The 20,271-nt window shown below is 71.2% G+C and carries 14 protein-coding genes and 1 pseudogene; 8 read left to right on the forward strand and 7 right to left on the reverse strand.

The features are described from left to right. The first annotated feature begins 11 nt into the window (after positions 1-11). The gene (locus tag ACFFGH_RS29830; protein ID WP_386675715.1) at positions 12-2,741 is read left to right on the forward strand and encodes a glycosyltransferase; all 2,730 of its coding nucleotides are present in this window, start codon (positions 12-14) and stop codon (positions 2,739-2,741) included. Here ACFFGH_RS29830 and ACFFGH_RS29835 read toward each other — a convergent pair. Both ACFFGH_RS29835 and ACFFGH_RS29840 read right to left on the reverse strand, forming a co-directional pair. Then, positions 2,720-3,880, reverse strand: coding sequence for a hypothetical protein (locus tag ACFFGH_RS29835; RefSeq protein WP_386675717.1), 1,161 nt, complete (start codon positions 3,878-3,880; stop codon positions 2,720-2,722). The two genes, ACFFGH_RS29830 and ACFFGH_RS29835, sit on opposite strands and share 22 nt — an antisense overlap. Before the next feature lie 17 nt (positions 3,881-3,897). Then, positions 3,898-6,219, reverse strand: a complete 2,322-nt coding sequence (locus ACFFGH_RS29840) for a glycosyltransferase family 4 protein (RefSeq protein WP_386675719.1) — start codon at positions 6,217-6,219, stop codon at positions 3,898-3,900. A 148-nt stretch (positions 6,220-6,367) separates the two neighbouring features. Here ACFFGH_RS29840 and ACFFGH_RS29845 point away from each other — a divergent pair, with 148 nt between their 5' ends. Beyond that, positions 6,368-8,749 (forward strand): LasA N-terminal domain-containing protein, encoded by a 2,382-nt coding sequence (locus ACFFGH_RS29845; RefSeq protein ID WP_386675721.1) that lies wholly within the window; start codon positions 6,368-6,370, stop codon positions 8,747-8,749. 30 nt (positions 8,750-8,779) lie between these two features. Here the strand turns inward: ACFFGH_RS29845 and ACFFGH_RS29850 are convergent, their stop codons facing one another. The 3 genes from ACFFGH_RS29850 to ACFFGH_RS29860 all read right to left on the reverse strand — a co-directional run bounded on the left by ACFFGH_RS29850 (position 8,780) and on the right by ACFFGH_RS29860 (position 12,649). Next, a complete protein-coding gene (locus ACFFGH_RS29850) occupies positions 8,780-10,081 on the reverse strand; it encodes a hypothetical protein (RefSeq protein ID WP_386675723.1) in 1,302 nt (433 codons plus the stop codon). Further along, positions 10,078-11,403, reverse strand: coding sequence for an O-antigen ligase family protein (locus ACFFGH_RS29855; RefSeq protein WP_386675725.1), 1,326 nt, complete (start codon positions 11,401-11,403; stop codon positions 10,078-10,080). The genes ACFFGH_RS29850 and ACFFGH_RS29855 overlap by 4 nt, the downstream gene beginning before the upstream one ends. A gap of 67 nt (positions 11,404-11,470) precedes the next feature. Next, a complete protein-coding gene (locus ACFFGH_RS29860; RefSeq protein ID WP_386675727.1) occupies positions 11,471-12,649 on the reverse strand; it encodes an acyl-CoA dehydrogenase family protein in 1,179 nt (392 codons plus the stop codon). Positions 12,650-12,805: 156 nt separating this feature from the next. Between ACFFGH_RS29860 and manA the strand changes: the two genes are divergently transcribed. Then, positions 12,806-13,927: a mannose-6-phosphate isomerase, class I gene (manA, locus tag ACFFGH_RS29865; RefSeq protein ID WP_386675728.1), complete on the forward strand. Its 1,122-nt coding sequence runs from the start codon at positions 12,806-12,808 to the stop codon at positions 13,925-13,927. A 27-nt stretch (positions 13,928-13,954) separates the two neighbouring features. Here the strand turns inward: manA and ACFFGH_RS29870 are convergent, their stop codons facing one another. Continuing rightward, positions 13,955-14,506 carry a DUF1697 domain-containing protein gene (locus ACFFGH_RS29870; protein WP_386675730.1) on the reverse strand — a complete coding sequence of 184 codons (552 nt, stop codon included), beginning with the start codon at positions 14,504-14,506 and terminating at the stop codon, positions 13,955-13,957. Between the two features lie 28 nt (positions 14,507-14,534). Beyond that, a complete protein-coding gene (locus tag ACFFGH_RS29875) occupies positions 14,535-15,488 on the reverse strand; it encodes a GlxA family transcriptional regulator (protein WP_386675732.1) in 954 nt (317 codons plus the stop codon). Between the two features lie 82 nt (positions 15,489-15,570). Here ACFFGH_RS29875 and ACFFGH_RS29880 point away from each other — a divergent pair, with 82 nt between their 5' ends. From ACFFGH_RS29880 to ACFFGH_RS29900, 5 genes and pseudogenes are all read left to right on the forward strand, one after another. Continuing rightward, a complete protein-coding gene (locus ACFFGH_RS29880) occupies positions 15,571-15,711 on the forward strand; it encodes a hypothetical protein (protein WP_386675734.1) in 141 nt (46 codons plus the stop codon). 10 nt (positions 15,712-15,721) lie between these two features. Continuing rightward, positions 15,722-16,714, forward strand: coding sequence for a UDP-glucose 4-epimerase GalE (gene galE, locus ACFFGH_RS29885; RefSeq protein ID WP_386675736.1), 993 nt, complete (start codon positions 15,722-15,724; stop codon positions 16,712-16,714). Between the two features lie 109 nt (positions 16,715-16,823). Beyond that, positions 16,824-17,141 carry a WhiB family transcriptional regulator gene (locus ACFFGH_RS29890; protein ID WP_386675738.1) on the forward strand — a complete coding sequence of 106 codons (318 nt, stop codon included), beginning with the start codon at positions 16,824-16,826 and terminating at the stop codon, positions 17,139-17,141. Between the two features lie 72 nt (positions 17,142-17,213). After that, on the forward strand, positions 17,214-20,030 hold the full coding sequence (locus ACFFGH_RS29895) for a glycosyltransferase (protein ID WP_386675740.1): 2,817 nt from the start codon (positions 17,214-17,216) through the stop codon (positions 20,028-20,030). Continuing rightward, positions 20,023-20,271, forward strand: a pseudogene (locus ACFFGH_RS29900) (hypothetical protein); the annotation flags it as partial. The gene ACFFGH_RS29895 and the pseudogene ACFFGH_RS29900, both read left to right, overlap by 8 nt.

Below are 20,271 nucleotides of genomic sequence, written 5' to 3' on the forward strand. Positions count from 1 at the left end.
GGATTCAAGAGATGAGCACCGAAAACCGACGCAAGAGCCCACGGGAGCTGGCCAAGTCGGCCGCCCGGTTCGGCCTCGACACCTTCGTGCCGCAGCGTCCCTTCGCGTATGCGTACGCGGCGCTGCTGGACGCGATGGGAGTCGAGCGCGGGCCGCTCGGCCGGTACCGTTCCACCGGACTCATCCGGCCCAGCCGGGAGGAGGCACGGCGTCACGCCGACGCCCTGCACGCCCGGCTGCGCCAGATCGACACGCTGGAGAAGGCGCTCGGGTCGCGGGCGATCGCCGTCGACGCCATCGCGCGCGGGGAGAACGTGGCGGCGGCGTTCGTTCAGAGCGTGCGAGCCATCCTCAAGAGCGGTGACCGGAACCTGGCGCGCTCGGTCGCGCAGTCGCTGCACGCCACCCAGGGCTTCGACCAGGTCGGCGACATCACGCGGGCCATGGTGCTGATGGCGGACGGCGTCGCCGATGAGGCGTGGCGCGTGTTCCGCCGGTACGGGTCCGCGTACGTGATGGACCTGGCGCCGGTGGAGTACCTCGCGGCGGGTTTCCTCTTCGAGCCGGCCGCCGCGGCGGCCGATCTGCGGGTGCTGCTCGACGGCGGCCGACGCGACGTGACGGACGCCAGTGGCTGGCTGGAGCTCGCCGGACTCGCGGTGATCAGCCGTGACGAGGAGCTCGCCCTGCGCGCGATCGGCCGGGCCGAGGAGGTCGCCGGGGCCCCAGGCGACCGGGAGACCATCCCAGCTGAGATCGAGTGGGCGAAATCGTGGCTCGGCCGGATGGAGCGGACCCTCGACCACGTCGAGGAGTCGACGATCTCGTTCGGCATCGTCGACTACAAGCAGCCGGACTTCGGCAAGTCGTCGAAGAACCTGGGCGACTACATCCAGACCGTCGCGGCCATGGGACACCTCGTGCGCCACCAGGAGTTCGAGTTCGCCGGCGACGAGGGCCTCGTCGAGCTCGCCGAGGAGCTGCAGTCGCGGGTGAAGGAGGAGCGGCGGCTCACCGGCGCGAAGGCGAAGTTCACGCTCTCACTGGTGCAGCGCGACGGCTCCGAGTTCCACGCCACCCCCGAGAAGACCTGGATGCTCGCGTTCGGCTGGTACAAGCACCCCACGTTCGGTGTGGTGCGGCCGCTGCAATTCGCGGAGCACATCCGCCCCATCCTCGTCTCCGTGCACATCAACGTGCCCGGCATGCTCACGCCGGAGTCGATCGCGTACCTCAAGAAATACGGACCGGTCGGCTGCCGCGACTGGAACACCGTGCACCTGCTGCTCGCCGCCGGCGTCCCGGCGTTCTTCAGCGGCTGCATCACCACCACCGTCGACACGGTGTTCCCGCCACCCGCCCCGCAGTCGGCGCGCTCCGGCACCCTCGTCGTCGACACCAGAGTGCCCGACCGCGGCGACCGCTTCGAGCAGCAGTTCCTCGACGTGCGCCTGCGGCCCTTCCTCGCCAACATGCGCAACGCGCTGGAGGTGCTGGAGTGGTACCGCGGCAAGTACGCCCGGGTCATCACGTCGCGGCTGCACAGCTACCTGCCGGCCCGCTCGCTCGGTGCGACGGTCGACTTCCGGCCGAGGAACCCTGCGGACCCGCGCTTCGACGGCCTCGCCGGAATCACGGACGAGCAGTTCGACGGCATCCGGAACGGGATCTCCTCGAAGATCGAGCAGATCATGCGCACCATCGCCTCGGGCGCGTCCGAGGACGAGGTGTACGCGACGTGGCGCGAGCTGTGCGCCGACGACGTCGCGGCGGCTCGCCGTCGCCACGAGGCCGTGCCGCCCATCCCCGCGCCCACGTTCGATCTCGCGGAGACCTGCCGCGTCATCCGCGCTGCCCAGGTCGACATCCCGCGCACCAGGGACGAGCAGGACGGCGCGGAGGTCGACATCGAGCTCTCGCTCGACGGCAACCTCAAGGACCAGCTGCTCGTCGCCATCCAGTCGCTGGTCGACTCCAGCTCACGCCCGCTCCACCTGTGGATCCTCTCCCGTGACCACACTGACGAGGACTTCCGCCGGGTGGCGCAGCTGTTCCCGCAGGTCTCCTTCACCTGGCTGCCGTGCGACGGGGTCTCGTACGGCGTGATCCACGGCATGATCAAGCACATCACCGTGGCGACGATGGACCGGCTGCTGCTGCCGGACCTGCTCCCGGAGCTGAAGCGGATCGTGCACTTCGACATCGACGCCCTCTGCCGCTCGGACATCTCCGCGCTCGCGGACACTCCGATGGGCGAGAACGCCATCGCGGCGCGGCTGTCGCCGCAGCCCGACGCGCGAAGCGGCTTCGCCACGATCATCTCCGCTGCCCAGCGGCTGAAGCAGCAGGAGCGGGAGGCCCGGGAGCTCATCCTCCGCAGCCACAACATGCACGCGTTCGACTTCGATTCGTTCAACGCCGGCATCATGGTGCTCGACCTCGAGCGGATGCGCGCCGACGACTTCTGCCGCCGGTTCATCCCCTACGCCGAGCGGTTCGGCCTGCACGATCAGGAGATCCTCAACCAGTACGCGGGCGGCCGCATCGCGAAGCTCGACAAGGGCTGGAACGCCATCCCCCGGTTCGAGTCCATCGAGGAGGCGAAGGTCATCCACTGGGCAGGCGCGTACAAGCCATGGGGGCAGGCATACGTCGCCGGCCGGGAGCTCTACCGCGACGTCGCGGACCGCGTGCTGGCGCGGCGTGATGCCCTGGAGGGTCAGACGCCGTCGCCGTCGTAGCCCCGGAGTGAGGCGGCGAGGGCTTCGGCGAGCGCCGCCTTCCCCGGTTTCGCGCGCGCGAGCTCCAGATTCCACTGCGTGTAGCGGCGCTCGGTCGCGTCCCGCGGCGGCATGGAGCTCACCATTGCAAGGTCGAGCTGAGGGGGGAACATCCGGAACTGCGGGAGCACCCCGTAGACGTCGAGCGTCACCATGGTGCGGATGCACTTGTAGCACTCGCCGCAGTTGTAGTGCTGGCTCGCCCGGTGGCACACCCGCAGATGGCGCTGCGCGACGGGGTCGTCGCGGAGCAGCGCGACCTTCTCCATCCGGGTCAGCCGTGCGTCATCGTGCTCCACCTCGAGGTACTCGGTGCTCCACAGGTGATCCAGCTCGGGGTGCGTGCCCCACGGCCGCAGGTGCTGCCCGGTCGCACCGGACGGGATGACCAGGCGGCCGAAACGGTCGAGCCCCGCCACCAGGCAGGCGCTCGCGATGGCGGCACCGTGCATCACCGGGCCCCACGGCGCGTACCGAAGCAGGAACTGCCTCGTGTTCGTCGCCACGAAGTCCACGGTCTTGCCCGTGGAGTCGGCGACATCGGTGAGATGTTCATGGACGTCACCTCGCTTCTTCGGGCGTGTCAGCGGAACGTCGAAGCCGTCGATGAACGCGATGCTCCCGATCTCATCCATGCGCGACAAGAGCGTCGCGAACGAATCGACCCCGCCGGTGAAGCACGTGGCGGTGCGCTCCGGGCGTCGGCCGGGAACGAGCCGCGTGCTGGCGACGACATCGACCGGTGTGACGAGCTCCGGATACCACTCCGTGAGCAGCGCCTGGATCCGCGGCACGGATCGCAGCAGCTGACGGGACACCGGCCCGCTGATGGACAGCACATCCGCCGACCGCATCGCCGGCAGCAGAGCCACGATGAGGAACGCGTCCGCCAGACGTGCATCGTGGGTCCGGTCGCCGCGCACCCGGAACCACAGCTCCTCGCTCCCACCTCCGAACTCGATCGGGGCGGTGATGAGGGAGTGCTCACCATCGAACTCGACGCGCACCTCGCCCACCCGCATTCGCCGATGGCCTTCGCGGACACCTGCTTGCCGGGTGATCCGGTCGCCGGTCCCGGCTTCATCGTGCGTCAGGACCACGTCCGCTCCTCATCTCTTCACCGTCGTTGGTGCGCGAGGCTCCTGAACCTCCTGCCCCACGATACCGATCGCCGGTACGCGGCAGACGCGACCCGGAGCACCGTCGGCTTCCGCTGCGCCTGCCGGAGACGGGCCGCGAGGGTGTGCACTTGAGGCTGCCTCGGCAGTCTCCTGATCCGCGCCGCCGCCATCGCGTCGTGCGCGCCGGTGAGGTCTCCTGCGGCGAGGAGCCGCTCGGCGAGTGCGAGCCGAGCGGTTCGGTCCACAGTGTGGCGCCCAGCCGCCCGGCGGAGCACCGAACCCAGCGCCGGCGGGAGTGCCGGGTCGGCGAGCGTCTCCACGGGCACGGGAAACGCCGGCGGGACCGCCTCGGCGAGCGGCGACGGCCCCGCGCTGCCGGCCGGCTCCACCTCGAGCGCCTTCCGCATCCGCTCCTCGAACGCGTCGACGGTGAACCGGGAGCGCGCCTCGCGCCAGCGCTCGCGGTCGGGGACGGCGGCGAGCGCCGACTCGATGGCGCGGAGCGCCGCAGCGGGGGTGTATTCCGCGAATGCGGCGTAGCCGTCGGCGTCGGCGAGGATCTCGGAGGCGCCCACGCGGTCGAAGCTCACCACCCGCAGGCCCGCTCCGATCGCCTCCACCACGGCGAGCGGCATCGGGTCGTCCCGGCTGGAGAGGAAGAAGGCGTCGGCCGTGCGCAGCAGGTCGTCGATCCGGTCGCGGTCGAGTCTGCCGAGCCACGCGACCCGATCCGACTGCAGCACCCCCGGAGGAAGCGGTCCCGTTGGCGCGCCCGCCCACGCGAAGCGCCACTCCGGATGCTGCTCCGCCGCCAGATCGGCGACCCGTGAGAACAGGTCCACGCCCTTCCGCTCCTGCACCGTGCCCACCATCACGATCGTCGGGGCGTCCGGGACCGGCCGGGCTGCGGGGGGCGACGCCTCGGCCGTGCCGGCGAGCGTCGGGCTGGTGTTGTAGACGACGCGGGTGCGGTGCACCCCGAGCCCGCGGAACAGCCGCTCCTGATATGCCGAGACGCACAGCACCGTGCAGCGGCGCAGCAGCCGGAGCGCGGCATCCAGCTCGCCCGGGCGGCGCGAGCGCTCACGCTCGAGTCCGGCCTCGGTCAGGTGGATGTACACGAACGCCCGCGCGCCGGCGTCGAGCCTGCCCTGCACGAACCGGCGCAGCGCCGGCGCGGTCGTCAGGGTCTCCAGCCCGTTCACGAGGAGGGTGTCGTCCGGCTGGATCCACTCGCGGTATTGGCGTTCGGTGGTGAAGGCGCGGGCGTCGAGGTAGCGCACCGTAGTCCGGCCTGACGCGGTGAGGCTCTCGGCGAGTGTCATCACCGGAATGGCGAGGCCGACGTCACGGCCGAAGTTCGCGCCGATCACCGCGATGCGGGCGCCCCACCGGCCGGTCACTGCCGGCGTCTGGGCCGCTTCGCCGGCAGCCCAGATTGTGGAGCCCACGCCGCTCGCGGCGGCGGAGATCGCCCGGACCGCATCGTCCACCCCGTCGGCCCTGGCGACGAACCGCTCGACCAGGTCTCCGGCGGAGTTGCCCTGGAAGCGGCCGGTCGCCAGGGTGGCCGCCACCAGCTCCTCGGCGCGGTCCACATCGTCCGCGTGGGCCACCAGGTGGTGCTTCAGCACCGGGAGCCGCCTCGGGGCACCCGGTCGGTCGAGCACGATCAGCGGCACGCCGGCACGGAGCGCGGGAACATACCCGGCGGCGGAGGATGCGACGGCGACCGCTGGGGGCGCACCGCCGGCGCCGAGCAAGTCCGCCGGTACGCCGACGCGGGCGGAGTCTCCGAACAGCGGCCCGAGCCGCTCGGCGAGCGCGCGCAGCGACGGATCGAGCGGCGCCCCCGGTGCGGTGAGGAGCAGCACGCCGCCGCTTCGCTCGACCGGCGGCGGGGACGCGTGCGGCATGCGCTTGATCAGGTCCGGGTCGGCGCGGGGCAGCCCGGTCACGATGATGCGGGCATCCGGGAACCGGGCGGCCAGCTCATCGCGCGCCGCCGCGCCCCACACGCAGAAGACGACGCCGGCCGCGCGCTCCTGCCACCCGGCGGCCGGGTTCAGCCGAGGGCGGAGGTGCGGGAAGTGGTCGCCCTGAAGCAGCACGAGCGGCCGGGAGCCGCCGTGCCGGACGAGGAGGTCGTCCACCCCCTCCAGGTCGCCGACCACCACCTTCGCCGCGCGAGCGGGGTCACGGTCCGACGCCTGGCCCGACATCCGCACGCCGGCTCGAGCGAGCGCCTCGCGAAGCGCCGGAATGTCGACGCCCCACTCCGGCAGGCCCGGCTGCACGATCAGCTCAACGTCGGCCATGTTCGCTTCGGCCCCCTGAGAACGGATCGACTTGCCCCCAATTATGGGGCAAAACGGGGCCGGAACCGCGGAAAACCGCGCGGCGGCCCTCGCGGGAGGAAGGCCCCTGGTTACACTCGGGGCTGGCATTGCCGGGGGGAAATCGCTCATGTTCGAGTCTGCACGCATTCGGATACGAGCGTTCAGCGCGCCCGATTCCGCACGGCCGTCGAGCGAGGGACGCCGCTTTCGACCCCTTCGCGCCGCCCTGGCGCTGGTCCTCGCGGTCGGCGTGATCGTGCCGATCAGCGTGACCGTTCCGCCGCCGCCGCCGGCCGACGCGGCGAGCGCGTCGCTGTTCGACCCCGGGTTCATCATGAGCGACGCCACATTCTTCGACTCCGGTGCGATGACGGCGGCGCAGGTGCAGAGCTTCCTCAACGCCAAGGTGCCGGCCTGCCGGGCGACGACGGGACCGACGTGTCTCAAGAGCTACACGGAGAACACCCGCGCGGTCGCCGCCGCGCCTGAGCCGGACACCTGCAAAGCACTCAGCGCGAGGACCGGCCGGACCGCCGCGCAGATCATCACCGACATCGCGAACGCCTGCGGCATCAGCCCGCGGGCGCTCATCGTGCTGCTCGAGAAGGAGCAGAGCCTCGTCACGTCCACCGCGCCGAGCGCCCGCAACTACACGTTCGCGACCGGATGGGGCTGCCCAGACACCGCGGACTGTCAGCGTCTGCACACCGGCCTGTTCAACCAGCTCTACAAGGCCGCCTGGCAGCTGAAGTGGTACGGCCGCGGCTCGTTCACCTGGATCAAGGTCGGTCAGCCGAACTACGTCCGGTACCACCCGAACGCCGCGTGCGGCGGGACGAACGTCGTCATCAAGAACCGCGCCACCGCGGCGCTCTACTACTACACGCCGTACCAGCCGAACGCCGCCGCGATGGGGAACCTCTACGGGGTGGGCGACAGCTGCTCCGCGTACGGCAATCGCAACTTCTGGCGGATGTACTCGGACTGGTTCGGATCCCCGATCGGCGGAGACAGCCTCTTCAAGACGGCCGCTGCCGACACGGTCTACCTCGTGGCGGGTGAATTGAAGTACCGGGTCGGGGATGCCCCCCGGCTCGACGATCTGACGGCGCTCGGCAAGGTGACGACGGTGTCGCAGGCGTACCTGGACAGGTTCCGCGGGGCTGGAACCCTGAGACCGATGGTCACCGACGTCGCCGAGGGCACCTACTACCTGCTCGATCAGGGCAAGAAGTACCCGGTCTCCAGCTGCGCGACGGCCCACGCGTACGCCTTCACCTGTGGCGGCGCGTCCAAGCTGACGACGGCCCAGCTCGACCGGATGGTCACCGCGACCGCGTTGACCCGACGGGTGAAGGACACCCTCGGGCACAACTACTACATCGCGGACGGGCACCGTCACGAGTACTACGACACCTCCGCGTACGTGGCGGCCGGAGTCCCGATCGAGAAGCTGCTCTACCTCTCCAACCGGACGATCGCCCACCTCCCGTTCGCAGCCCCGTTCATCCCGGAGTTGAAGTCGGTCACCGACGCCACCGGCACGGAGATCACCGTTCTCGCGGGCGGCAAGGGCTGGACGATCCCGGCGTCGCTGTACGCCTCGCTGCGGCTCGAGAACTCCTTCGCGGCGCCGAAGGTCATGGAGGCGAAGGCGGTCGACGCCGTGCCGGTGGGCGGCGTGCTCACCGATTTCGTGCGGAGCGACACGACCGGGGAGCTGTTCGTGCTGACCCCGGATGGCCGGGTGCCGTTCCCCCTCGCGGATCCGGCGCGGGCGGCCGTGGTCCCCGACGCACTGATCCAGCACATCCCCGTCGCAGCCGGCGACTGGACCGGGAAGTACATCACGCACCTGCCGAACGGCCGCTGGTACCTGGTCGACGCCGGCACCGCATACCGGATCTGGGACGAGGCCGACGTCGCCATGCTGACGCGCGCCTACGGGCTCGCGGCACCGGTGGAGTTCCCCATCGCGGCGATCCTTGCCGTCCCGCACGGCACCTACACGCTGGCGCCGGGCACCACGGCGCGGAGTGCTGACGGCAGGATCTGGCTGGTCGACGGGAACTGGACGCTGCGGCCGATCACCGCGAAGGCGGCCGATGAGCTGGCCGTGCGATCCCCGCTGAAGCTGAACGCGGCGACGTTCGCGCAGTACACGCTCTCCACGGAGAATCTCGCCATCGGCGTCACCTGCGTCGGCGTGCCGTGGGTCGGCAACGACGGGCGCTTCCACCGGGTCGACCCGAAGGTGGCTGCGGCCTACCCGTTCGGCTTCCCGGCGCTCGCGCCGGAGACCTGCAAGGCGCTCAGCACCAACAAGGACACGGCGGGCCGGTTCCTGCGCGACGGTTCGACCAAGCAGCTCTACTACGTATGGGGAGGCACGAAGAAGCCGATCACCCCGGCGGCCTATTGGCGGCTGCGGGCGGGCACCCCGCCGAACTACATCGTGGTGGGCCCGAGCTTCCTGTCGCACTTCCGCACCGGGTCGCCGATCAAGTGAGCCGCCGCGCCGGCGGCCGGCCGGTGCGCCTCAGCCGCCGGCCGGCCCGTCGGCCGGCGGCAGCCGGTGCCGCCAGGAGAGCCGGTGCGCCGCCGACGTGGCGATCGTGACGAGCAGGAGCAGGCCGCCCTCCGCAAGCAGGTAGCTCTCGACGAAGCTGGTCGAGCCGAGCAGCAGCAGCACCAGCGCCGGCCAGATGTACGCCTTCGTCCGCTGCGTGGATGCCAGGACCCATGATCGCCAGAATGCCAGCCCGCCGGCGGTCACCAGGATCAGCAGGCCGAACACGCCGACCTGCAGCACCGTGTCGGAGATCGCGGACAGCCCGGTGGCCTGCACCCGGCCCACCTCCAGCCCGAGCGTGCGGAACGGCTCCACCAGCACGGGCCAGGGACCGACCCAGCCGAGTCCCTGGATCGCGTTCTCGCCCAGCCGCTCGTTCATCCGCGACCAGAGGTCCACCCGGTACTCGATCTCCGACGCCGCGTTCAGCATCTGGGCGAGCGGCCGCCGGGACGCCCAGGCGATCCCGGCCAGCAGCAGCACCGCGGCACCGAGCCCGACCTGCGTCCAGCGGCGCACCTCGCCGCGTGACCGCCGCAGCGCGGCGAGGGCGAGGATCGCGAGCGCCAGCACGACCGCCGACGCGATGGTGACCGGCGACCGGGTCAGCGCGATCGTGGTCAGCGCCGCGGTGAGCGACAGCACCGCGAGGTTCCGCGACACGGAGCGGGTCAGGTACTCGACGAAGAAGGTGACAGCTGCGAGCAGTGCGAGGAACCCGAGGTAGTTGCGGGTGCCGGCGACGCCCTGGATGGGACCGCCGGCCGCGAGGTTGCCGGCGATGCCGAGGAACGGGATGCGGGTGTCGAGCAGCAGCCCGCTGACGACCTCCAGAGCGAGCGACACGAGCAGCAGCGCGCGCAGCGCATCACCGGTGCCGCGGACCACCTGGATCAGATCACGGCCGAGCGCCAGGTAGATCCCGAGCAGCCCGAAGGCGGCGGCGTAGGCGACGCCGCCGATCGTGCTCCACGTGTACTCGCTCCACAGCACGCTGAGCCCGATCCAGGTGAAGAACGCGAGCAGCGAGATCGGCAGCAGCCCCCGCCACTCGATCCGCGCCCGCTGTCCGTACAGGGAGACCGCGGCGAGCACGTCGAGCGCCACCAGGATGGCGATGGCACCCGGCCATCCGACGAGTGCCCGCACGGCGTGGGCAGCGAACGCGAAGGTCAGGATCGTGACGGTGAGCGCCCGGTTGAACCTCGGCGTCGCCACGAACTCGGCGAAGAGCTCCAGTCGTTCCCCCGCCGACCGTCTGGGCGTCACCTGCCCACCTCGGCCGACTGCCCGGGAAGGGGACGGGCGACGGGAAGCTGCTCCCGTTTCGTGCGGATGGCGAGCACCACGAGCAGCGTCCAGCCGAACTCGACGAGGATGCGGCTCTCCGCGAGGCTCTGCACCAGCAGGGCCGTGATGACGAGCAGCGGCAGCAGCGTCGTCGCGGAGTACGGTCCCGTGCGGGTCGCCGTGATCTGCGGCGGGTCGGTGGCGAGCCACCAGGACCGCACCAGCACGGTCGCGAGCAGCGCGCCGAACACGAGGAGCCCGATCCAGCCGAGCTGGAAGGCCACGTCCACCCACGCGTTGTGCGCCTGCAGATATGTGACGCCGGAGATGACGACCAGATCATCGAAGGGCTCCACCCACGGCGCCCAGTGGCTCACCCACCCCCAGCCCGCGATCGGACGCTCAGCGCCGAGGGCGGCCACGGTCGCCCAGATGTCCAGGCGATGCGTCAGGTCGATGTTCCGCCGGAGGAAGTCGAGCAGCTGCTCGGCGAAGACGAACCCGGCGGTCACGACGACCGCGAGGGCGCCGGCGGCGCTCCAGAAGACCGCGGACCTGCCGGCGGGCGGAAGGCGTCTCGCCAGCACGGCGAGTCCCAGCACGCCGACGACCACGGCGGCCGCCGCGAACACCGCAGCCGACCGGGTGAGCGCGAGGGTGAGCACGGCGATGGCCATCCAGAGCCACCCGCGGGACCGGCGGATCGTGCCGTCGGCAGTCTGGACCCCCACCGTGATCAGCGCCACAAGGGCGACCATGGCGAGCAGGTTGGCGTTGCCGACGATGCCCTGGATGGCCCCGCCGGTGAACATCTCGGCGCGCGACCAGGCGAACGCGTCGGGGATGTCGCCGGCGTCAGGGTCGAACGGCGGGAACACCGGCAGCACCGGGCGGCGCACGAAAACGCCCACGATCGCCTCGAACACGAGCGAGAGACCGAGCACCCAGCGCAGCGCCGTGCTGAGGGCGCCGATGAGCTCGTCGCCCGCGAGGCAGAGGGCGAGGAACACCCCGCCGGCTGCGGTGAACCAGGTCGCCGCGAGGCCGGCGAGGGTCGCCCCCGGGTAGGCCGACCATGCCACGGAGATGGTCGCAAGCCCCAAGAAGATCAGCAGCGGCGCAGGCAGCCGGCGCAGCGACGGCCGCTCACGCGCGAGCTCCACGAGCACCGCAGTCAGGAGCAGCGCGGTGACCCCTGCCCAGCCGTACCAGCTGAGCAGGTTCCGCCAGAAGTCGCCCGCGGCGACGGTGAAGAGCACCAGAGCGGCGAGGCCCGTGCGGTAACCGCGGCCCCTGGTCATGCCGACAAGGCTACCGGTGCGCCGGTGGCAGGCCGGGTCCGCCGCCGCGGACGCCGCGGCGCGCCGGTCAGACGAACGCCGCCTTGCCGGTGATCGCCCGGCCGACGATCAGCGTGTTCATCTCACGTGTGCCCTCGTAGGAGTACATCGCCTCGGCATCGGCGAAGAATCGGGCCACGTCGTGGTCGAGCACGATGCCGTTGCCGCCGAACACCTCGCGGGCCCACGCGACGGTCTCGCGCATCCGGCTCGTCGTGAACGCCTTCGCGAGCGACGCGTGCTCGTCGCGCTGGATCCCCTCGTCGAGCATCTGGCTCACCCGCACCACCATGCCGATGGACGCCGTGATGTTGCCGATGCACTTCACCAGCAGGTCCTGCACGAGCTGGTGGGACGCGATCGGCTTGCCGAACTGGATGCGGTCGCCGGCGTACTTCAGTGCGGCCTCATACGCGCCGATGGAGTTGCCGACGGACGCCCACGCCACCTCCGCGCGGGTGAGGCGCAGCACCGCAGCGGTCTCGCGGAAGGAGTTGACGTTCTGCAGCCGCAGCGATTCCGGCACCACGACGTTGTCGAGCGTGATGTCGGCGTTCTGCACGATCCGGAGACTCTGCTTGTTCTCGATCTTCGCGGCCCGGTAGCCGGGCGTGTCGGTGGGCACGAGAAAGCCTTTGACCTGGCCGTCCTCGGCGCTCTTCGCCCAGATGACCGTGATGTCGCTGAAGGTGGCGTTCCCGATCCACCGCTTCTCGCCGTTCAGCACCCACCCGTCACCGTCGCGGGTCGCGACCGTGCGCAGCCCCTGCGCCGAGTCCGAGCCGCTCAGCGGTTCCGTCAGGCCGAAGGCGCCGATCACCTCGCCGCTCGCCATGCGCGGCAGCCACTCGGCGCGCTGCGCCGCGTCCCCGCCCACGCCGATCGCCCCCATCGCGAGCCCGTTCTGCACACCGACGAACGTCGCCACGCTGGCGTCGATGCGGGCGAGCTCGAGCGCGACCCAGCCGCGGAAGACGGCGGAGTTCTCGAACGGGCGGGTCTCCTCCCACGGCATCCCGAACAGCTTCAGGTCGGCGAGCGGCTGGATGATCTGGCGTGGGAACTCGGCGTTCAGCCAGTGCTCGTTCACAATCGGCCGAACCTCCGCCTCGAGGTAGGCGCGCAGCTCGGTCAGCACGCTCTTCTCCCGCTCCGAGAGCAGGTTCTCGAACCCGTAGAAGTCGCTGGGGATGGGGGAGAAGGACACGTGATGCTCCATTGCCTCGTCGGACCGGTGCTTGTGGGAGATGGCGGTCCGACGGACCGTCTGGGTATCGAAACCTCCAAGAGCGTACGATCCGTCCCGGGCCGTCTCCTAGCCGGTTGGTACTTTGGTCCAACCGGCCGGGAGGAACGACGACCCATGTTTGTAGGCATCACCAATGCCCCGCGGGACTACGCCTGGGGATCTCGCACAGCGATTCCCGAGTTCCTCGGCACACCGCCGTCGGGGGGGCCGGAGGCTGAGCTCTGGCTCGGAGCGCACCCGGGTTCCCCGGCCCGGCTTGCCGACGGATCGGGCGACCTTCGCACTGTGCTCGACGACCGGCTGCCGTTCCTGCTCAAGGTGCTCGCGGCCGCATCGCCGCTGTCGCTGCAGGCGCATCCGACTCCCGCGCAGGCTGAAGAGGGCTTCGCCCGGGAGGAGGCGTCGGGTGTGCCGATCGACGCGCCGAACCGCAGCTACAAGGACCCGTTCCACAAGCCGGAGCTTCTTGTCGCGGTGAGCGATACGTTCGACGCGCTGTGCGGCTTCCGGCCGGTTGCGGAGATCCTCGCGTCGCTGGCCCGGCTGCCCGCGTCCGCCGGACTCGAGGATCTCCGCGGCCGGCTCACCGGCGACGGCTCGCTTCCGGCGGTGTTCAAGTGGCTGATCACACGCGGTGAGGGTGTCGAGGAGCTGGTCGCCGAGCTGCCGCGCCGCGCGGCGGGGGTCGAGGGTCTGGAGTTCGAGACGGTCCGGCGCCTGGCCGCGGGGTTTCCCGGTGACCCGGGGATCGTGATCTCGCTGCTGCTCAACACGGTGCGGCTCTCCCGGGGAGAGGCGCTGTACCTCCCCGCCGGCAACATCCACGCCTACCTCGAGGGCCTCGGGATCGAGCTGATGGCCGCCTCCGACAACGTGCTGCGCGGTGGGCTCACCGCGAAGCACGTGGACGTGCCGGAGCTGCTGAAGGTGCTCGACTTCACGCCGCGTCCCATCCCGTACCTCGAACCAGAAGTGACGTCGAGCGGGGTGCGGATCTTCCGGCCCGATGTGCCCGATTTCGCGCTCGCCGAGGTGATGGTCGACGGTGGCGGCGAAGCTCGGGTGCCGCTTCCCGGGCCGGCCATCGCGCTCTGCACGGGCGGCGCCGTTCATGTGAGCGGCGGCCACGCGGATCGCGCTCTGGTGCGGTCCGAGGCCTGCTACATCTCGCCGGATGAGGGCGAGCTCACGATCGCCGGGTCTGGCACGGTCTTCGTCGCGACGACGAACGCCTAGCTGAGCACCGGCTCTTCGTGCTCCGTCTCAGGTCGCGTCGTCGAGCAGCGCCATCAGCCTCGTGGTGGTGCTCCAGCTGCGAATCGTCATCGACTGGTAGAGCGGCGACAGCATGATGCGGTTCAGCCGGCTTCTCGTGCGATCGGCGCTCAGGCGCTGGAAGTAGATCACCTGGGTGCCCGGCCAGACCCGGTCGACGCCCTCCCGGGGGCTGAAGACCGCCATCGCATCGGCCGGGGTGATGTCCATCAGGAATATCGCGTCGCTGTGATACTTCTCCGGCTGTTCCCCGAACCCGGCCGGCTTCTCCGCGACAACGCGCCGGAGCTGGTCGCTCGACAGCACCAGCACCTTGGCCGCATCGCCGTCCAGCGAGAAGCGCTCGGGAAGTGCCCGCTCGATCTCGGATGCGACCGTGCCCCCCGGCTTCGCCGATCGAAGGAGGGCATTGCCGCTGGCGATGTACGTCGAAACGCCGTCGAAGCCGAGATCGCCGAGCATCCTCCGCAGCTCGCCCATCGGCACCGTGTTCTTGCCGCCGACGTTGACGCCGCGGATCAGAACCAGGTACGACGTCATAACCCGATCACCCAAGAAGGGCGTGGACTCAGCCGGCCTGGCGAGCGCCGAACGTGCGCCGGTACGCGGTCGGCGTGGTCTGCAACACCTTGAGGAAGTGGTGGCGCATCACGGCCGCGGTGCCGAAGCCGGTCTGCTGGGCGATGGTCTCGAGGCCGCTGTCGGTCTGCTCGAGCAGCTGCTGCGCCCGGATCAGCCGCTGCCGGTTGAGCCAGGCGGCCGGGGTCGTGCCCATGTCCGCCCGGAACCGGCGGGCGAACGTGCGCGACGACATGAGCGCCTTCCGGGCCAGCTGGTCGACGGTCAGGTCCTGATCGAGGTGGTGGAGCATCCACTCCGTCACGCGCGCGAAGGAGTCGTCGGGTGCTGCAGCGATGGGCGCCTCGATGTACTGGCTCTGCCCGCCGTCCCGCTGCGGCGGCACGACCATGCGCCGTGCGATGACGTTCGCGGCAGCGGCGCCGTGCTCCTTGCGCACCAGGTGAAGCGCCGCATCGATCCCGGCCGCGGTGCCGGCGCTCGTGACGACGCGCCGGTCCTCGACGAACAGCACATCCGGGTCCACCTCGGTGGCGGGGTGGTTCCGGGCAAGGCGGTCGGTGTGCATCCAGTGGGTGGTCGCCCGTCGGCCGTCGAGGATGCCGGCCTGGGCGAGCACGAACGCCCCGCTGCAGACGCTGAGCACCCACGCCCCCCGCCGCTCCGCGTCGCGCACCACCTCGAGGAAGCGCTCGTCGACCTCCTCGACCGTGTGCGCCGGGACGGCGACGAGATCCGCGTCGGCGGCCACCTCGAGGCCTGTCGAGATGACCATGTCGTAGCCCATGCTGGTTCGGACCGGCCCGGGGTCCGCCGTCGCGATGGTGAAGTCGAAGCGCGGCCCGCCGCTGTCGCTGCGGTCGATGCCGAAGACCTCGCAGACGACGCCGAACTCGAACGGGGCGACCCCCGGCAGGGCGAGCAGGACCACTTTCTGGAGCACGGTCACCTCCTGGCAGGAATGTGCTGGATCCTGGCCATCCTGCCACTCGTGGCGTAATCTGCCAAGTCATAGCTTTTCTGCCATGGAACTGGTGCTGTTCGCCGTGGGCGCCCTGGTGCTCTGGGCGGTCTCCGCGTCCATGGTCGGCGTCGCGCGCGACGGCTACTGCCGGGTGCCCACACGTTCCGCGGGGCCAGCGGATTCGGCCGTTCGCTGGCACTAGCGTTGACGGCATGACTTGGCTCGTGACCGGCGGCGCCGGCTACATCGGGGCGCACGTCGTGCGCGCCCTGCAGGACTCCGGGCTCGGCACGGTCGTGCTCGACGACCTCTCCAGCGGCGACACCGGCTTCGTGCCTCGCGACGTCCCGCTGGTGCACGGATCGGTGCTCGACGGCGGGCTCGTCGAGCGGGTGCTGGACGACCACGCGGTCCGCGGGGTGATCCACGTCGCCGGATTCAAGTATGCGGGCGTCTCGGTGCAGCGGCCGCTGCACACCTATGAGCAGAACGTCACCGGAATGGCGGTGCTCCTTGCGGCCATGCAGGACCGCGGGGTCGACCGGGTCGTCTTCTCCTCGAGCGCTGCGGTCTACGGCACCCCGGAGACCGACATCGTCACCGAAGACACGCCCAAGCGCCCGCAGTCCCCGTATGGCGAGTCGAAGCTGATCGGCGAGTGGCTCCTGCGCGATCAGGAGATCGCGGTCGGGCTCCGCCACACGTCGTTGCGGTACTTCAACGTGGTGGGCTCCGGCGACCCGGCCGTCTACGACAAGAGCCCGCACAACCTGTTCCCGCTGGTGTTCGACGCACTCGTCGGCGGCCGGATCCCGAAGATCAACGGCGACGACTACCCGACCCCCGACGGCACGAACGTGCGTGACTACGTCCATGTGGCGGACCTCGCCGTCTCGCACGTCGCGGCGGCGCGGCGGCTGGATGCAGGCGAGCCGATCGAGCCCGCATACAACCTGGGCAGCGGTGAGGGGGTCTCGGTGCGGGAGATCATGACCACCATCGGTGAGGTCACCGGGACCGCCTTCGAGCCGGAGATCGCGCCGCGCCGTCCGGGCGACCCCGCGCGGGTCGTGGCATCCGGCGACCTCGCCGCACGTGACCTGGACTGGCGGATGCGCCACAGCCTGCGCGACATGGTCGAAAGCGCATGGGCGGCCCGGCTCGCCGCGGAGTCGCGACACGCCGACGATGCGTCGCAACCCTGATCTACCGGTCGAGGGTTCTAAGATTCCCGGACTTGACGCACGTGTAATTACACCGCTGTAATTGATCCCAACGGGGCTGTGGGGGCCCGAAAAAAAGGGAGACGGTGTGATGACCATCACAGAACGCCGGGGGGTTCCGGAGAACTGGTTCATCGATCCGGTGCAGCTGGGGGTACCGGGGGTACGACGACGTACGGATGATGAGGAGGACCCGCTCGCGTGGCAGTCCGAGTCGCTGTGCGCGCAGACCGATCCGGAAGCGTTCTTCCCCGAGAAGGGCGGCTCGACGCGAGACGCCAAGAAGATCTGCGGATCGTGCGAGGTCCGGGCGGAGTGCCTGGAGTACGCACTGCAGAATGACGAGCGGTTCGGCATCTGGGGCGGACTCTCGGAGCGGGAGCGGCGAAAGCTCCGTAAACGCGCCTGATTCGAAGGCGAGCTTGACGACAGGCGCGGGGGTTCGGGGGGAACCGGCCCCCGCGCCTTTAGTGTTTCGGTGATGCAGCCGAGAGTCACAGCGATTCTCGTCGCCCGGAACGGCGGCGAGGCGCTTTCGCGAACGCTCGCGGCGCTGCGGAGCCAGACCCGCGGGCCGGACGCGCTGGTCGCCGTCGACGCGGGATCCTCCGACGATTCCCCCGCGCGGCTTGCCGCTGAGGGAGCAGGGCAGGTCGTCTTGCTCGGCAAGTCGGCGCTCGGCGCCGCCGTCACGGCGGGGCTCAACGCCGCCGAGGGTGCGCAGCAGCCCGAGGATTGGCTCTGGATCCTCACGGCAGACAGCGAGCCGGAGCCCGGTGCCCTCGGAGCGCTGCTCGCCGCGGTCGAGGTCGCGCCCAGCGTCGCCGTCGCCGGCCCGAAGCTGATGCGCGCCGACGCTCCGGACACGATCGCCCGGTACGGCGAGTCGATGACGTCGCTCGGCGCGAGCGTGGTGGTCGTCGAGAACGAGCTCGACCAGGCTCAGCACGACACCCTGATCGATGTGCTCGCCGTCTCCGCCGGCGGGATGCTGGTGCGGCGCAGCACCTGGACCGAGCTGCGCGGATTCGACCCCGCCCTCGCCGCCTTCGACGCGGCGCTCGACTTCTGCGTCCGCGTGCGGCTTGCCGGCTCGCGCGTGGTCGGAGTGCCGGCCGCGCGCATCCGGAGCGGCGGCGGACCCGAGGAGTTCCTGCGCCCCGGCGCTCCCGACCGCGTGCGCAGCAGGCTCGCGCGCACCGCGCAGCTGCACCGGCGTATGGTCTACGCGCCATTCTGGGCGGTTCCGCTCCACTGGCTGAGCCTGCTGCCGCTCGCACTGCTGCGCTCGGTCTGGCATCTCGTGCTGAAACGTCCCGAGCACATCGGCGGCGAGTTCCGCTCGGCGCTGCGCACGGCGTTCGCATTCGGCCCGGTGGCGGTCGCCCGTCGCAACCTCCGCCGGAAGCGCCGGGTCGGCTGGGGTGCGATCGCCCCGCTGCGCCTCACGGGAGCGGCCCTGCGCGACCGGCGTGCCGGCGCCGATGCCACCGCGGAGGGTGTCGGGGCGTCGGCGGTGGGGATCGCCCGCCCCTCCCTCCTCTCCGCCGGCGGGATCTGGGTGGTCGCCGCGCTGGCGATCACCGGGCTCGTCGTCTTCGGCCGGCTGCTCGGTGCCCCGGCGATCGCCGGCGGCGCACTCGCCCCGCTCAGCGGGACGGTTGGGGAGCTGTGGACGAACGCCGCATACGGCTGGCGTGACGTCGGCCTCGGATTCAGCGGAGCCGCGGACCCGTTCGCCTTCCTGCTGGCGGTGCTCGGCTCCCTCACGTTCTGGTCGCCGTCGACGAGCGTGGTGCTCCTCTATCTCACGTCCCTGCCGCTCGCCGGTCTCGCCGCCTGGTACGCGGCCTCCCGCATCACCGTGCGGCCCTGGCCGGCCGTGCTGTCCGCGGTCGCCTGGGCGCTCGCCCCGACCTTCCTCAGCGCGCTCGCCGAGGGCCGGCTCGGTGCTGTGCTCGCCCACCTGCTGCTGCCCTGGCTGGTGGCGGCGGCACTCGGGGCGGCGCGCTCCTGGTCCGCCGCAGGCACCGCAGCGCTGCTGTTCGCGGGCACCACGGCGGCGGCGCCCGTGCTCGCCCCGGTGCTTCTGCTCGCCTGGCTCGCGCTGACCGTTGCGCGGCATCGACAGCTGTCGCGGATGCTCGTGATCCCGGTGCCTGCGCTCGTGCTGTTCCTGCCGCTGCTGGTGCAGCAGCTCGCCGAAGGCAACCCCCTCGGACTCCTCGCCGACCCGGGGCTCCCCGCTCCGTATGCCGCCGCGCCGCCGTGGCAGCTCGCGATGGGCATGCCGTCCGAAGGGCTCGGCGGATGGACGGCACTCACCGACGGCGGCTTGCCGGCGGGGCTCGGCCTCGTGCTCGCCCTGGCGCTGGTCGCCCCGCTCGTGGTGCTGGCGGTTCTGGCGCCGTTCAGCAGGTCTCAGGCGATCGCGCCGCTGCTCGTCGCCATCGCGGGGCTCGTCACCGCCGTCGCGGCGACCAGGATCGCGGTGGCGGTCTCCGGCAGCGACCCGGTGGCGATCTGGCCGGGCACCGGGTTGAGCCTCTACTGGCTGGGGCTGCTGCTCGCCGCGGCGCTGGCGCTCGACCCGGTGCGTCGCGTGGCGTTCGCGCCCGCACTGGCGACCGCGGTCACCGCCGCTGCCCTCGCCGCACCGCTGATGGTGCAGGGGATCGCCGGGGCCGGCGCCGTGGGCCCGTCGACGGGGCGCATGCTCCCCGCGTTCGTGGACGCCGAGGCGGCCACGGACCCGCACGTCGGCACGCTGGTGCTCCGCACGGTCGACGATGGTATCGCGGCCACGGTCCACCGCGGGGCGGGCACGACGCTCGACGACCGTTCCACGATCGCCTCGACCTCCCGGGCGCTGACCGCGGAAGGCGCACGTCTGGCCGAGCTGACGGCGAACCTCGGCACCCAGACCGGCTTCGCCGCCGGGAAGGCGCTCGAGGAGCTGGGCCTGGACTTCGTGCTGCTGGAGCCTGCCGTGGGCGCCGAGGCCGGGGAATCGGCGATGCGTCTCGCGGCGACGCTCGACGCCAGCCCCGTGCTGGTTCCGGTCGGCGACACCGCTCACGGGCTGCTCTGGAGGTACACGGACGCAGACCAGACGGTGCAGGCGGCCCCACCGGCCGAGCCCCGGGGCGCCTTGCGGGTCGGCACGCTCACCGCCGGTTCCGCCGCGCTCGGCCTCGCCCTGCTGCTGGCCGTGCCGACCGGCCGCCGCGGTGGGCGGATCGATCAGGACGACGACGGGTCGCCCGCGACGACGTTCGACGAGGATGACAGTGTCTGACAAAGTCCCGAGACGCGCCTCCCGGCCGCCAGCCAGCCCAGGCACGGCGCAGGAGAACGAACAGGCTCCGCCGGTCATCGACGGTCCCGAGGCGCCCGCGGCGGCGCCCGAAGACGCCGGTGCATCCGCGGACCGGGGTGCGCCGGCGGCCAGGCCGAGCGCGACCACGGCCGCGCCGCCCCGGACGGACGCATCGGACGCGGCGGACGCATCGGACGCGGCGGACGCGGCGGACGCGGCT

The organism is Lysobacter korlensis (assembly GCF_042434515.1).